The 15,031-nt window shown below is 62.6% G+C and carries 12 protein-coding genes; 8 read left to right on the top strand and 4 right to left on the bottom strand.

Annotated elements, in window-relative coordinates:
• Positions 1 to 38: 38 nt before the first annotated feature.
• Positions 39 to 1,706: a ShlB/FhaC/HecB family hemolysin secretion/activation protein gene (locus tag AAC050_RS06060; RefSeq protein ID WP_339914169.1), complete on the bottom strand. Its 1,668-nt coding sequence runs from the start codon at positions 1,704 to 1,706 to the stop codon at positions 39 to 41.
• A gap of 748 nt (positions 1,707 to 2,454) precedes the next feature.
• Here AAC050_RS06060 and AAC050_RS06055 point away from each other — a divergent pair.
• The 8 genes from AAC050_RS06055 (at position 2,455) to AAC050_RS06020 (ending at position 11,764) form a co-directional block, all read left to right on the top strand.
• A complete protein-coding gene (locus AAC050_RS06055; RefSeq protein ID WP_339914168.1) occupies positions 2,455 to 3,372 on the top strand; it encodes a sugar nucleotide-binding protein in 918 nt (305 codons plus the stop codon).
• Complete coding sequence (locus AAC050_RS06050; RefSeq protein WP_339914167.1) at positions 3,369 to 4,409, top strand: hypothetical protein; 1,041 nt, start codon at positions 3,369 to 3,371, stop codon at positions 4,407 to 4,409. Before AAC050_RS06055 ends, AAC050_RS06050 begins: the two co-directional genes overlap by 4 nt.
• 163 nt (positions 4,410 to 4,572) lie before the next feature.
• Complete coding sequence (locus AAC050_RS06045; protein WP_339914166.1) at positions 4,573 to 6,504, top strand: SLBB domain-containing protein; 1,932 nt, start codon at positions 4,573 to 4,575, stop codon at positions 6,502 to 6,504.
• The gene (locus AAC050_RS06040) at positions 6,501 to 7,607 is read left to right on the top strand and encodes a hypothetical protein (protein ID WP_339914165.1); all 1,107 of its coding nucleotides are present in this window, start codon (positions 6,501 to 6,503) and stop codon (positions 7,605 to 7,607) included. The genes AAC050_RS06045 and AAC050_RS06040 overlap by 4 nt, the downstream gene beginning before the upstream one ends.
• Positions 7,604 to 8,560: a glycosyltransferase family 2 protein gene (locus AAC050_RS06035; protein WP_339914164.1), complete on the top strand. Its 957-nt coding sequence runs from the start codon at positions 7,604 to 7,606 to the stop codon at positions 8,558 to 8,560. The genes AAC050_RS06040 and AAC050_RS06035 overlap by 4 nt, the downstream gene beginning before the upstream one ends.
• 1 nt (position 8,561) lies before the next feature.
• Positions 8,562 to 8,978: a GtrA family protein gene (locus tag AAC050_RS06030; RefSeq protein WP_339914163.1), complete on the top strand. Its 417-nt coding sequence runs from the start codon at positions 8,562 to 8,564 to the stop codon at positions 8,976 to 8,978.
• Positions 8,979 to 9,049: 71 nt separating this feature from the next.
• Positions 9,050 to 10,330 (top strand): hypothetical protein, encoded by a 1,281-nt coding sequence (locus AAC050_RS06025; RefSeq protein WP_339914162.1) that lies wholly within the window; start codon positions 9,050 to 9,052, stop codon positions 10,328 to 10,330.
• 21 nt (positions 10,331 to 10,351) lie between these two features.
• Complete coding sequence (locus tag AAC050_RS06020; RefSeq protein WP_339914161.1) at positions 10,352 to 11,764, top strand: hypothetical protein; 1,413 nt, start codon at positions 10,352 to 10,354, stop codon at positions 11,762 to 11,764.
• Here the strand turns inward: AAC050_RS06020 and AAC050_RS06015 are convergent, their stop codons facing one another.
• The 3 genes from AAC050_RS06015 to rfbH form a co-directional block, all read right to left on the bottom strand.
• On the bottom strand, positions 11,765 to 12,595 hold the full coding sequence (locus AAC050_RS06015) for a M23 family metallopeptidase (RefSeq protein WP_339914160.1): 831 nt from the start codon (positions 12,593 to 12,595) through the stop codon (positions 11,765 to 11,767).
• A gap of 88 nt (positions 12,596 to 12,683) precedes the next feature.
• Positions 12,684 to 13,697, bottom strand: coding sequence for an SDR family oxidoreductase (locus AAC050_RS06010; protein ID WP_339914159.1), 1,014 nt, complete (start codon positions 13,695 to 13,697; stop codon positions 12,684 to 12,686).
• An 8-nt stretch (positions 13,698 to 13,705) separates the two neighbouring features.
• Positions 13,706 to 15,031, bottom strand: a complete 1,326-nt coding sequence (gene rfbH, locus AAC050_RS06005) for a lipopolysaccharide biosynthesis protein RfbH (RefSeq protein WP_339914158.1) — start codon at positions 15,029 to 15,031, stop codon at positions 13,706 to 13,708.

Below are 15,031 nucleotides of genomic sequence, written 5' to 3'. Positions count from 1 at the left end.
CGGGAGAGGCAGGAATCGGGAGCGCGTCACGGCGGCCATCAGAACAATTTGACGATCTGGAACCAGGCGCGGCCCTTTTCGTCGGGCCCCGAGGTCGAGATCTGGTCGTTGAACCGGTGTGCGTAGGACGCACGGACAGTCAGGTCGTTGGGGCCGAACCAGTTGAGCCCGATGCCGCCACCACTGCGCCGGGCATGGTTGGGACCGGAGACCCAGGGGTCATGGGCGAAGTCGACCTCGCCCGCATCGACGAAGCCGATCAGCTGGAACTGGCCGGGAAGCGCCGGGGTCCATTCGTTCAGCATCCACCGGGCTTCGAGCGTCGCGATATAACCCTCGTCGCCGTAGGCCTCGCCTTCCGGATAGGCGCGCACCCCATAGGCCCCGCCCAGCTCCATCTTTTCCGAGCTGTCGAGATTGTCGGTGGCGAGCTGTCCGCGGACGGACGCGTAGACCGAGAGCGGGCCGCTGACTGTCTGCAAGCGGGAGACGGCATACTGAAGTTTGTTGAACCCGCCCTGGGAGCGCGCGGTTGTCGCATCGGTCGCGCGCTCGAGCGGGCTTTTGATGTCGAGATCGCCGGACGTCCACGACACCGATCCGGCATTCCAGCCGCCGCCGCCGATTCCGTCGCGGGAATCGCCACGCAGGCCGACGGTCAGCGACCGGACTTCCTTGTCCGACACCTGGGACACCACGCCGATCTCGTCGGTGAGGAATTTGGCGTCAAGGCTGGCCAGGGCATACAGATTTGCGCTGCGGGAGCGGATCAGGGGGTGGCTGGCGTAGAGGCTGAAGATGTCGGCCGTGCCGCCGGCATTCAGGGCCGAGAACTCGCGCCCCAGATCATACCGCATGTGCGTGTAGGCGACCCCGATCGTGGTGTCGCCGATCGGGGCCTGGTAGAAGGCGCGCCCGTAGGCCAGACCCTCGGTCGAGGCGAGCAGGCGCAGGCCGAGCACATCGCCCCAGCCGGTTGGATTGTTCAGATTGATCGACCCACCGAACCGGTAGGCTCCGGTATAGCGGTTGCCCGCATTGTCCGCTTCGAGACTGCCCGAGATCCCCGGCCCGGGGGACAGATCAACCGTCAGGTCGGAGGTGCCAACTGCAGCCCCCGGAGACAGGGTCGATTGGACCCGAACGCCCGGGATGTCCGACAGAAGCAGCAGGCGTCGCTCGAGCGGACCGATGGCGACCGGGTCGCCGCTGTTCAGGCCGATGGTGGCTCGCCGCGCTACGCCGTCGGACAGTCGGGTCTGGTTACGCACGTTGATCGCGCCGTAGCGGCCCTCGATCACGGCGATGGTCACGGCACCGTCCACGACGTCCTGGGCCGGTAGATAGGCCTGGGCCAGGATATAGCCGTGGCTGTTGTACAGACGCGTGATCGCTGCGGCGGCATTGCGAAGTTCCGGCAGGGTCAGGTCGCGCCCCGGTGAGAAACCGGTGGCTGCGACAAGCTCGGTCTCCGGAAACAGGGTGGCACCGGTAATGTGCAGGGCGTTGACGCGAATCCGTGCGCCCTCCGCTTCCGCGTCGGCGATGACTTCCGGGCGTTCGATGCGAATGTCGGGAAGGGCCTGCAGTGGTCGCACGACCGGCGGAATCTGCTGCAACTGTGCGCCGGCGGCCGGGGGCTGCTGGGCATAGGCGGTCTGGCTGACCGTCAGCAACGCCGTCGCTAAAAGACTCGATTTCAACATAGCCACCTCGAGGTGCCGCCGCGGTATCAGGGCGTAACGGCTCTCACGCAGCGGAGAGAACGCACGTAGAAAAGGCATGGATTATCGATTTGATCGGCGCGTCTCTAAGAAATAATCACCTGTATTGGTGAGCTAATTCTCAGGATTCCTGTAATAAAAACATTAGATATTTGCGGATTAACAACGCATTAAAGCCAATGATCCTTTTAAAGGTATCTGCTGTTGAACGGTTTTATTTTGAATTCGTTCCGAGCTGGCCGATGAATATTTGCACCCCAGAAGTCGAACCGCGTTATTTTACTTTTCTGACCGATTTCCGGCAGGTGAGGCCGTGATCGTGCGGGGTGCGGTGGGGTTTCCGTTTCAGGCTGAGCATCCGCAACGCTAAGGAGTTGATGTCTGCGTAGGCTGGCCTCTTGCCAGCCCCGCCAATCATGGCTCAGAGTGTCCGAAGGCTCTCATTATGGTTGGATGAGAAGCGGGAGTTACGTCAGCAATGACGCCTGGAGCTCCAGCGCCGTCTCATTGACGTGCTCGCCATCCATGGCCGCCCAACCGTGGCGGTTATGGATTCGGAGCCTGTCCATAAACGCAACTGTAATGCTAGATAGCTCGACCATTGAGCAGGGGCGGGAAGCTTGATTCCAGCCGGCGCGAAATGTTCAACGTGTGTTGAATCCGGGATGCATAAGGTTGTGAGCGCCGCACCCGGTTCGGATGATTACCGCGGATCGCCTCCCGCTTTTGGATGAAATTTATGCGAATACCCGTTCTCGTAACCGGCGGTGCCGGCATGCTCGGCCTGGCTTTCGCCGAGCAGGGGTCCATCAATAATGCCATGGAGGTGCGCGCCCTGCCCAAGGCCGTGCTTGATGTGCGAGACATGGACCAGGTCATGGCGTGGGCTGACTGGGTCGAGGGCGGTTGGATCATCCATTGCGCAGCCACGGTCGATGTCCAGGCCTGCGCCCGAGATCCAGAAGCCGCCCGCCAGACCTTGGTCGACGGGGCACGCAATGTGTCTGTCCTGGCCAGAGCAGCCAATGCGCGATTGTTCTATCCCCAATCCTTTTTGGTTTACGAGGGCGGCCAGGACCCGATCGCTGAGTGTACCGAGCCCGCGCCACTGTCCCTCTACGGGGAGCTCAAATGGGAAGCCGAACAGATCATCCGCGACGCGCAATCGGATGCATTGGTGGTCCGCATGGCCGGGTTTTTCGGGGGGGACGACGCCGACAAGAACTTCGTCGGCCGTATTATTCCCGTAATGCACCGGGCAATGATGGGAGGGGCAGAGGTATTCGAGGTGGGCGACCGCGTGTGGCAGCCGACATGGACGCGCGATCTCGCGGAAAATTCCCTGTACCTAATGCAGGCGCAGCGTACCGGGGTCTATCAGATGTCGTCGCATGGGCACGCCGCCTTCCACGAGGTCGCAAGCCAGATTGTCGAAGCCCTGGGATGGGGCGCGCGGTTCCGGATACAGCCGGTGCCTGCGGCCGATGTCGCTGCGGCGGAGGCCGGCCCTGAGCGGCGGCCGGACCGCGCGGTCCTGGGATGCGAAAGATTGAAACGAGAGAACGCAGACATGCAACGAGATTGGCGATCGACGCTGAACGCTTACCTTGCCTCGCCCTTCTTTAATCAGTATCGACTCGAAGAATGATGTCACCTTTGCTTACCCCCCTCGATTCCCCGATCATGTCGGCGCGCAACCGGACTGTGATGTCCGCCATGACCCGGGGGTTTGCCGACCCGGATCATCGCGCAACGCCGGATATTCTCGCCTACTATCGCCGTCGGGCCGAGGGTGGTGTCGGTTTGATCCTGACGGAAGGCGTCGTGATCCATCCGACGGGGGATGGCTATAAGGACGTCCCGCGGATCGCGACTGACGCCCAGGCTGAAAGCTGGCGGCCTGTGGTCGACGCTGTCCATGTCGCCGGAGCCAAGATCGCTTGCCAGCTTTGGCATTGCGGCCGCATCTCCCATTCCGATTTTACGGACGGTGCCAAGCCCGTCAGCTCTACGGACCGGGCGGCCGAAGGCATCAATCGTCAAAACGACAAGCCCTATGAAGCGCCCCGCGCCCTGCCGGTTGAGGAGATGCCGGCGGTCCATCAGATGTTCATTGATGCCGCGCATCGGGCCCTCGGGGTTGGTTTCGACGCTGTGGAACTGCATCTGGGCCACGGGTATCTCGCCGACCAGTTCCTCGATGCCCGCGTCAATGACCGGACGGATGCCTACGGCGGCTCGATCGAGAACCGCTGCCGGTTCACGCTGGAACTGGTGGAGGCTGTGCTGAAGGACGTGCCCGCTGACAAGGTCATCGCGCGCATCTCGCCGTCGCGTTTCATGGGCGGACCCTATGATTGGCCGGACATGGAGGCGATGCTGGACCACCTCATCCCGCGTCTCTGGAGCCTGGGTCTGCGCATCCTTGATATCAGCTGCGCCAATGCGGACTATTTCGCCACATCCGGGCGAGTTATCAGGGCTGTGCGCCCAATGTGGCCCGGCCTGATCATCGGCGGCGCGTCCCTGTCGCAGGCGGATGCCGAGGCAGAGGTCGATGCCGGCCTGCTGGACATGGTCACCTGGGGGCGGGCGTTTCTAGCCAACCCTGATCTGACCGCAAAGATTGGATCGGGAGTTCCGTGGGTTGAATTTGAAAACGACATGAGATTGTCGTTGGTGTAGGGCACATGTGGCCACGTCCGACGGCGTGACGACAGAATCCTCATGCGTAAGTTCAATTCCGTCTGATCGCTTGACGAGAACAAGGAAGCCTCGGACCTTTATGACAATCTCACCCTTCCTTGCCCCGTCCAGCGCCCTAAATTCGGGTCGCCGCGCTCTCGCCTTGCTTGCCGTATTGGTCGCCGTCCTCGGCGCTGCTGCGCCTGGAACCGCGCTGGCGCAGGCCCCCTCGTTCGACGACCCGTTCAATACCCGGACGCCCACGACAGGTCAGGCGCCCAACAATACCGGAAACACTTCGAGCAACGATGGCCGCAGCTCCGGCAGCGGTTCCAACTCTAGCGGGAACCAGAGCGATACGGGTTCGCAAGACCAAACCGGCTATCAGCCCGTGACCGTTACCGCGCGAGATCGTCAGTCAGAAGACAGCCTCGATCCTGATTCCAGGAATCGGAATGATGGCGAGATTTTTCTTCCGCCGCCTCCGGGAGAGTTTGAGCTCTATGTCGAAAAAGTTTTAGGCAAGACGCTACCGCGCTTTGGGGCCTCTCTGCTCGTCCGTGGCCAGCGCAGCTTCAATCCTGCAGCCAACGCGACCGTTCCGCCCGACTACAGACTGAACCCCGGCGACACCGTTTATGTGGGGCTGGCCGGCTCGGTCGAAGGCAATCTGGACCTGACCATCGACAACAACGGGCGCGTGTTCGTTCCCCGGGTCGGATCTGTGATGCTGGCTGGGGTGCGCTACGGAGATCTGGAGCGAGTCATGTCCAGAGCCCTTGGCCGGGAGTTCCGGGACTTTACGGTCTCCGCGTCGGTAAGCCAGCTTCGCGGCATTCGAGTCTATGTCACCGGTTATGCGGCGTCGCCCGGGGCCTATAGCGTCACCAGCCTTTCGACGATGATCAATGCGGTGCTTGCAGCAGGCGGCCCGGCCAGCGGCGGCAGTTTCCGCAACATCACCCTGACGCGCAACGGACGCGTGATCTCGACGCTGGACTTTTACGATCTACTTCTCAGTGGCGACAAGAGCCATGACGCCGTTCTCCAGAACGAGGACGTCATTCACATAGGCCCGGTCGGCGCTCAAGTGGCCGTCACCGGCAGCGTCAATAACGAAGCCATCTACGAGGCCGTGCGCGGCGAAACCCTGAGCGATGTGTTGCGCTACGCCGGCGGCTTCAATTCCGTGGCGGATTCCAGCCGCGCGGTCGTGGCGGAGGTTTCCAATCTCGAGGGGACAGGCTGGCTTCAACTGAATCTGAGCGAGGCCCAGGTTCGGCCCGTCGAGCGTGGCGCGATCGTCCGCATCCTGTCGGCAGTGGGCATCGCTCAGCCGCGCGAACGCCAGGCCGTCCTCGTTACGATCGAAGGCGAGGTTGAGCGGCCCGGGAACTATTACCTTGAGCCCGGCTCCACGCTTGCCGACGCCATGGCCCGGGCCGGCCCTCTTTCCAACAGCGCCTACCTTTACGGCACCCGCTTTCTGCGGGAATCATCCAGGTTGCAGCAAGAGGTCAGTTTCAAGCAGGCGATCGCGGATCTGGAGTTGCAGATGGCGGCGCTGCCTTTGGTGGACCGCCAAAGTCGCGGGTCAGAGAGCGCCGTCCGGATGTCGGCTGTGCAGGCGGTCATCAATCGGCTGAGCGAACGCCGCCCCGATGGCCGTATCGTCCTTGGACTCTCGCCACAGGCCGCGACCCTCCCACTCGATTTCCCGCTCGAGAACAACGACCGGATCAATATTCCGCCCCGCCCGGCGACGGTCGGCGTGTTTGGCGCGGTCTATCAACCCGGCTCCTTTGTCGAACGTCCCAATTCCACGATCGGCGACTACCTCGCGCTCGCCGGTGGGCCGCGTGCGATCGCCGACAGTCGCGAACTCTCCGTGATCCGCGTCAACGGATCGGTGATTTCTGCCCGTCAGGGAGGATGGTTCCATAGCGTCCTCAACCAGCCGGCTCTTCCGGGTGACGTGATCTTCGTGCCGGTCAGAACCCAAGGAAGCGACATCTTCGAGCGCCTGCTTCAGATATCGACCCTTCTTTACCAGGGATCTATCGGCATCCTGGCAATCCAGGCGATCGCGAAATGACGCCTGTCGGTCTCTACCAGCGTGGGTTGACGATCGGTCGCAACACGAGGCTTCGGCGCGCGGCGTACGCCGTTGCCATCGTTGTGGCTGCCGTCCTCGCGGTCTTCCCCCGCTCCTATGTGGCCTACGCCAAGTTTCTCCCACAGGAGTCTACCTCCGGCGGAGCCCAGGTTCTGGCCCAGGTGTCCAGCGGCGTTACGAACATCGCTTCTGCCCTGTCCTCGCAGAGGGGCAGCTATGTCATCATCGGGCGGTCGAACGATGTGCAGCTTGAGGCCCTGAAGCGCCTCAAGGCCATGGGCTATGCTGCCTTCGCCGATCAGGACGATGCCCGCGTCCGTCTCGAAAAGAAGGTGGAGATACACGTCCTTAGCGGCGGTGTCATCGAAGTCCGGTCACGCGATCATGACCAAAAATTCGCTCGAGATCTCGTGGTCGCCTATACGGCCGCTGTTGAGAAACACCTGGCCGATCTCGGTGTGGAGCAGGTCGAGTACAAGCGTCGGTTGGTCACGGATCGTTGGGACGCGGCGCGCGAAGAACTCGACTTGGCCGATCAGGCGCTTCTGGACTATCGGCTACGCTACAATCTGGCTTCACCCGAAAGCACGCTCGGACAGAACCTCACGCGGCGGCTCGGGTATGAGAGCGCGCTCCAGGCCAAGGAGGTGCAGTTGGAAACTCTGCGCTCTGTCGCGGCCGACAGCAGTTTCCAGATTCGTCAGATCCGCAATGAAATGAACGTACTGCGCCGCCAGATTGCGCAGCTAGACAACCCCGGTGATGCCGAAAGCCCCTATCGGCTGTCAAACATTGTGACGGATTATCAGAAGCTGTTCCGAAAGCAGCAGTACGCGTTGACTTTGGTCGAGGGCTATCGTCGCTTCTTTGAAGCTATCGCCATCCAGGAAGTGACCAGCCAGACCAATCTGCAGATCATCGAGCATCCGTTCGTGGATCCGGCCCGGCACTTCAACCTGGCATTCGTCGGCCTGTTCCTGGCCCTGGTTCTGCTGGCCATATTCACAGAGTGGTACGTTCCCTTCACCGGCCTGGGCGGGCGTCCCCGGCTGGGTCGCGCCGGCCGGAACGACCTGACATGAGGGGTAAGACCCTCGTTAAGCCACGTGGAGCGCCGGACGTTTCGGTCGTTATCCCCTGCTACAACGAGCAGGAGAACGTCGAGGCCATCGTGGCCGCGGTTGGCGACGAGTTGCAGCGGACGAACGTCACCTACGAGATCGTGCTGATCGACAATGCATCGACCGATCAGACCGTCAATCTGGCCTTGAAGCTTTGCGCGGTGGATTCCCGGGTCAAGCTGATCGCCAACAACCGAAACTACGGTCAGCTACGTTCACCGACCTACGGCATCTTTCAGGCGACCGGACGGGCCGTCATCGCCATGTGTGCCGACTTTCAGGACCCACCAAGCCTGCTGGGCGTCTTCATCGAGAAGTGGAAGGCTGGTGCGCCCATCGTCCTGGGCATCGGCTCGGGTGAGGGTCAGCAGACCTCCGCCCTGCATGGACTGATCCGGAACACGGCCTACGGCTTCCTGAACCGGTTCGCCGATTACCAGGTCATCCCCGGAGCGACAGGCTTCGGTATTTATGATCGCAAGGTTGTCGATGAACTGGCCCGCTGGAACGAGCCCGAGCCCTTCTTTCGGGGCATGCTGGTCGAAAGTGGCTACGACATCACCCTGGTCCCCTACGAGCGGCCGGGCCGGGCCGCCGGAAAATCCAAGAACAACTGGGGGACCTTGATCAAATTTGGCCTGTCGGGACTCGCAGCCTCGTCCAAGGATCTGCTTCGACTACCGTTTTATGTGGCCGTAGCCGTTGGCGGCTTGTCTGCCCTGACCGTCCTGGGGGCCATCGTCGCCCTGATCCTGGGCAGCGGAACCGGCCTTTGGATGATCGCCCTGCTGGTCGAGGTTGGCTTCGGCCTCCTGTTCGTGTTCCTCGGACTTCTCGGCGAACAGGTGCGGCTGATCTCGGAGCGTACGCGTTCGACGCCGCTTGTGATCGAGAAACTGCGGGTGAATTTTTAGGATGCTGACGCCCGACACCGGCCTGACCCTGCTGCGTGATCGGCTTGCCCGGTTCGGACAGCTATGGGCCTACGTCAAGGTTGGCGTTGTGAATGCCGGTTTCGGCTACGCCGTCTTTTCGTTTCTGATCTTCCTCGGCGTCAATCTGTTCGCGGCCCAGATCGTCTCGCACCTGGCGGGGATGGCGTTCAACTATTTCATGTTCCGGCGCTTCGTGTTCAAGAATTCCCGCGCCGCCGTGGTCGAGTATGTGGCGACCTATGCCGTGAACTATGTCCTGGGTCTCGCGATCCTGGCCGGGCTTTCCCGGATCATCCCCTCGCCCTACATCTCGGGGTTCCTGACCATCGGCATCGTGGCCGCGATCAATTTCGTGGTGCTGAAGTTTCTGGTCTTCACGCCGCCGAAGCCGACCTAATGCTTGCCGACAGGGTCAGGTCCAGATTTACGGCGGGCCTTATCGTCGAGTCTGTCCTGTGGGCGCTGATCATGGCCAGCGTCGTCCATGTTGTCTGGTGGCTGCTGACCAAGGGGTACCTGCCTCAGCCCTTCATCTTCTTTTCTTTCGACACCTTTATGGACTGGCATAACCCTGGGTACTGGGCTCACAATCCCGGCACGTACGATGTCTGGCAATCGGTCTACCCACCGATCTCTTTCGTCTTCCTCAGGCTCTTCTCGGACGGTGCCTGTTATACGTCCAGCGCGATTGTGGCGCGCGATTGCGACCTCGTCGGCCGTACGTCCATTCTCGGCTTCTGGGTGCTAAGCGGGGTTGTCACCTTCCTGGCGTTGCGCAGGATAGATCGCTCGACGGCATTATTGAGGGCGACGGCCCTGATGCTGGGCCTACCTATGCTCTATGGACTGGAGCGCGGGAACCTGCTGATCCCCTGCTATGTCGCCTTCGTGCTGGCGCACAGCCGGATCCTGAAATCAGCACGATTGAAATGGCTGGCCCACGCGGTCGCCATCAATTTCAAACCCTATCTGGTGCTGACCCTCCTGCCGCTGATCGTTCAAAGACGCTGGCGCTGGTTCGAGGGAGCAGGGATCGCCACCCTGGTGCTCTATCTGATCACCTATGCCATGCAAGGCGGCGGTAGTCCGCTGGACATCGCAGTGAACACACAGGCCCTTGCGGCGCTTCAGAGTAGCGGGAGCTGGTCCGACATCTATTATGCGACCTCGTTCAGCTCGATGGTACGCTTCATCAACTCGGATTTCCCGATCGCCTACTACACGGGCTCAAAGATTCTTGAACAGCTGACTTTCTTCCTGCCTCTGTTGATGCGCGCCTCGCAGGCGGCCGTCGTCATCTGCTTTGTCCTGTCATTTCTGCATCCCGGGGCGATCCGTGCCCGGTACATGACGGGTGCGATCTGCGCGATGATACTTACGTCTTCTTCGCCCAGCGGTTACGCCCAGATATTCCTGCTGTTCTTCGTCTTCATGGAGCCTTGGCGCGGGCCGACCCGCATCACCATGTTGATCTCGGCCTATCTAGTCTCGATCAGCTACGACTATCGGATCTTTGACGTCCTCCAACCCTACTTCGACTCCTGGCTCACAGGCCGTTCGGTCCAGATGGAAGTAGGGGTCGCAATTGGACAGTTCGTGCGTCCCGCACTGCTCCTTGTCATCCAGTTCGGATACGTGACGTTGATGATATTGTCGCTCGTCCGCAGCGTTCGACGCAAACGCGCACGCGAAGCCCGTAGAGTTTCTCTACTCCCGATGTCTCCGGATCTGGCCCCGTCCGGCGGCTGACACCCGAGCCCAAGGTCGCCCATGTCCCTGTCCCGCCGCGATGCCCTGACCTTCTCGGCCGCAGGTCTGGTGATGCCGCGACCGAGCACTGTTCGCGCGCCTGCGACGTGGCCGTCCGGAGGGGCGGAAAACCTGTTTCCCAACAGTCAGTGGCAGATCCTGACCGCGCTGGGGCCCGGCTGGAATGGCGACCCGGCGACGCTGCAGATCCACCTGAACAGTTTCGACACCGAGTGGAGCTGGCTGTGTACGGACAACCTTCCTGCCATCGTCGTCGACCGGATTGAATTTGCGGCGGAACGGCCGGGCGGCCAGGTCGAGATTCGCGTGTTCGGTGACGACGCAGTTCAGTTCCTCTATCCCGGCGCAGTCCTGACCTTTGACGCCGCCGGTCCCGCCGAGCTGCGGGTCAGTCCGGTCCGGGTTCGATCGGTGGACTATGGACGACGCAGCTTCACCTTGCTGCCGCCGCGCAACGCGGTGCTGCGGATCGGCCCAATCCGCTGCGCCTGCCGCCAGGTGATGCGCGCGGACCTCAAGGGGGTCACCGGCCACGGACCCGACGGATGGTCCAAGACCGTCTCCGCCCATTTGTGGATCGATCGCTGGCCCCGTCTCGCCGATGCTGGCCGGCTCGGGATGACATTCGACCCGGACGCGAAAGGCCCGCTGCGTCCAGCCTGGCGGTCCAACCTCCGACCCTCGATGAAACGCTGCGTTGTCTTCGTCCCCCAAGGGCCGGGTGACGCGCATTTCTACCACGCCCCCGCCGATTTCGAGACCTATCGAGGCCGACGTGTGGTCTTCGGCATGTGGGTTCAGCGCGTCTCGGGTGGGCGGGGCCGGCTGTTCGTAAATGACGGCGCTGTCTCGAAATCGCTTTCAGTTGCGACCGGGGACGACTGGACCTGGCTGGAGATGAGCCATGTCGTGGCGGCGGACGCGCAAGGAATAGCTTTCGGCTTTGTGGGCGAGGACAGCGATCAGTGTCCCTGGCGCATCGCCGAACCGATGCTGACTTTCGGCGATGAACTGGGCGAGGGGGCCTATGTCCGCCCCAGGGGCCGGATCGAGAAATTCGTCGTCAAGATGACGCCGGACTCCTACTACGGGGCGGACTTCGTCTTTCGAACCGGCGGCGCAATCGTCGATTTTGCCGGTGAGACGGGGTTGGCCATCGCCGAAGACGTACCCGTGCTGTTCGGTGAGTTGGAGGGGTCGCCCGGTCGTGCGGGACTGCCGCTGTTCACTCGCAGCCAGTACGAACCGCCCCATAGGTATGGTGCGGCCATTCATGCCCCAGTCGCGGGCCGGGCGGCGGCGGGCTGGGCCATGTTCGACATGAACGCGGATGGTACCCTGTGGCTGTTCAGCGAGCCGGGTGCGAGCTGGCGCGACGTCTCCTTTGACCTGAACCAGGCCGTGCTGTGGTGATCAATCCCGGCGGACGCTGATGGTGTTGGTCCGCGCCTGGACGATGCGCACCGGCGGACGATCAGTACGGAAGGTCAAATGGCCCTCGCCGCGTTCATCACGTCGGGTCCGGCTTTCCGGTGCAGATCTGCGTTCCTGAACGAACACGACCTTTGGCGGAGCCGGCGCGATGCGATGTTCATCCTGCCGCGAGCGCACGAGAACTGCGCGGCGATAATCCGCATCGGCTTCGCGCAGCCCCCCTGGGGCCAGGCCTCCGCCCAGGAAGGCACCGGGGTCCAGCGATACCCCGTTGCGTCCGCGCAGTTCCAAATGCAGGTGCGGCCCCGTTGAGGACCCGGTTGAGCCGATCTCCCCGATCTGCGTGCCCCCGCTTAACCGGGCACCACGATCGACGCCGTGTCCGATTCCGGATAGGTGGGCGTAGGTCGAGACAAGGCCATCGGCGTGCCGGATATCAACCGCCAGACCATAGCCGCCCCGCCAGCCGACTCGAGTCACGACGCCATCGGCAATGGCCCTGACGGGGTCTCCGAGCGGAGCCGCCAGATCGATCCCGCGATGCAGGCGCGCGTTGGCCTCCCAGGACATCCGGCGCAGCCCGTAGGTCGATGAGACGACGAAGCGGTCGACGGGAGCGGCGAAGCCAGGCCGGGTGAGCGGCTTTAGCAGGACGGTGTGTTGCACGGCGACAGGGCCAGCGGCCGCGTCAGCGGCTTCATGGAAGGGTGACGCGCCGCCGGAAGGCGGTACGGGCTGTGCGCTCGATCCATGGAGACGGGTGGGGCTGGGCACGGCCGCGGTCAACATGAGCAGGCTGAGGCCCGACATTGCGAGAGCCAGGGTCCGGCTGATCCCAAACGGCGACCGTGGTGACAACAGGCTGGCGGTGTCCTCGAATGCGACGGTCATCTGACGGCTATAGCGCCCGGGTGCCGTTCGGCAAAATCTCACCTCCTGAAGACAGGGTCAGGCTCGCGAGAGTATCGGCGACGATGTCGCTCAGCGGGATGGGCGTCAGGCCCGCGGCCTGCACGGCGACCTGATAGGTTCTGGCGTCTCCGACGTACCAGCTCGCGGGACGGACGGGATCGTAGTCCCGCCGCATGTCAGCCGGGCAAAGGCCGACCGCTTCACAGACCCGAGCGGCCAGATCGCCGATCTCGACCACTTCGCGACCGGCTGTATCGAAGGGCGTCGCGGTCTCGGTCGAGCTCTGTCTTACCAGGTGAGCCAGAACCGCGATCAGCTCCTCGATGTGGACGTAGGAGCGAAACACCGGTCCGCGGGCAGCCACGACCGGGGCGTCCCCGGCCAAGGCGGTTTGGGCCAGGGATGACAGGGCGTAGAGGTTCAGCTTGTTACCGTGGGGACCGCCCACATTGAAAACGCGAGGCAGGACCAATGGGATTCCGCGCTCGGAGCACCAGTCGAGAACCGCGCGTTCCTGAAGCCCCTTCACATGGCCATAGGGGTCTTGGTCGAGCGAGGGAGGCCCCCCTCCCGCTCCGTGGACAGCCCCTGAAGACGAGTACACCATTCGCGGGTGGTCGGCTGCCGCCATCAAACGAAATGCGGCATTGAGGATGGCGGTGTTGGCCGCGACGAAATCCTCGGGAGAGAGACCGGCCGTGCGCTCCTTCCCAAGGGCGGCAAAATGCCAAACAACCCAGTTCGAACCCTCCAACGGCCGGGCTTCGTCCAAGGCCTCCAATGGGACCGAACCGGCCTCCGTTTCCATCTCGCCCGAACGCGACGCATAGGCCCGAAGCCGATCATCGCCGGGGCCGATACCCGCCCTGAGCGCCATAGCGACGACGGCGGAGCCAAGCCAGCCCGTGGCACCGGTCACCGCCAGCCGAACCTCTCCTCCGAGGGCCCTTTCAAACGCGGCCTGTGCGGCGCGGCGATGCTCCGGAAAACGCGTCTCCATGCGCGAGATCAGCGGTTCTTAAAGAACAGCCGGATCATGTCACAGGCATAGTCCAGGTGCGCTTCGGTCAGGCCGGGATAAAGCCCGATCCAGAACGTCGAGGTCATGACCTTGTCCGAGTTGGTCAGGTCGCCGTGCACGCGATAGGTCTGGTGCTTCATGTACGGCTGGCGGATCAGGTTTCCGCCGAACAGAAGCCGGGTCGCGACGCCCTTCTCGTTCAGTTCCTGGACCAGGTCGTCGCGGATGCCCTCTTCGTCGCTGAGAACGGTCAGCGGGAAGCCGAACCAGGACGGCTCCGAACGCGGCGTCGCCTCGGGCAGCATAAGGTGCTCCTGCATATCGTGCAGGTTGGCCTTCAGATAGGCAAAATTGTGATTCCGGGCGGCGATGAACCCGTCCAGCCGGTCGAACTGCGCCAGTCCTACAGCCGCCTGCATGTCGGTGATCTTCAGATTATAGCCGAGGTTGGAATAGGTGTACTTGTGGTCGTACCCACGCGGCAGGTCGCCCAGCTTCCACTTGAAGCGCTTGTTGCAGGTGTTGTCCTGGCCCGGCGCACAATAGCAGTCCCGGCCCCAGTCGCGGACCGATTCCAGCAACCGTTTGAGGTCGCCCCGGTCGGTCCAGACCGCGCCGCCTTCGCCCATGGTGATATGGTGCGCCGGATAGAAACTGACCGTGCCGATATCGCCGAACGTTCCCACCAGCTTGCCATCGTAGCGCGCGCCCAGGGCGTCGCAGCTGTCTTCAATGACGTACAGATTGTGCTTTTCCGCCACGCGCATGACTTCGCCCAGGTCAAAGGGGTTACCCAGGGTATGCGCGACGATGATGGCGCGGGTCTTGTCGGTGACGGCCGCTTCAATGCGATCCGGCATGATGTTGTAGGTGGGGAGATCGACATCGACGAACACCGGGATCAGGCCGTTCTGGATCGACGGATTGACCGTGGTCGGGAACCCGGTGGCACAGGTGATGACCTCATCGCCCGGCTTCAGGGCCTTGTCGCCCAACATCGGCGAGCACAGGGCCGTGGTCGCGGTCAGGTTGGCCGACGAGCCTGAGTTGACCGTCAGCGCAAATCGGACGCCGATATATTCAGCCAGACGCTTCTCGAACTGGTCGTTGAACCGGCCGGTCGTGAGCCACAGGTCGAGCGAGGAATCGATCAGGTTCCGCAGTTCCGGAGCGCCCACGACCTTTCCGGATACGGGGACGGGCGACGTTCCCGCAACGAAGGGTTGTGGGGCGTAGGCCAGGTCGGCGTACTCGCCGGCCAGTTCCATCATCTGAGCCCGCAAAACCGCGAGGCGATCAGTCTTCATATCCAT

It is taken from the genome of uncultured Brevundimonas sp. (assembly GCF_963974615.1).
In the GTDB taxonomy this organism is placed as follows: domain Bacteria; phylum Pseudomonadota; class Alphaproteobacteria; order Caulobacterales; family Caulobacteraceae; genus Brevundimonas.
Note: the sequence above shows the minus strand (reverse complement) of the source record. Positions and strands in the feature narration are given on the sequence as shown.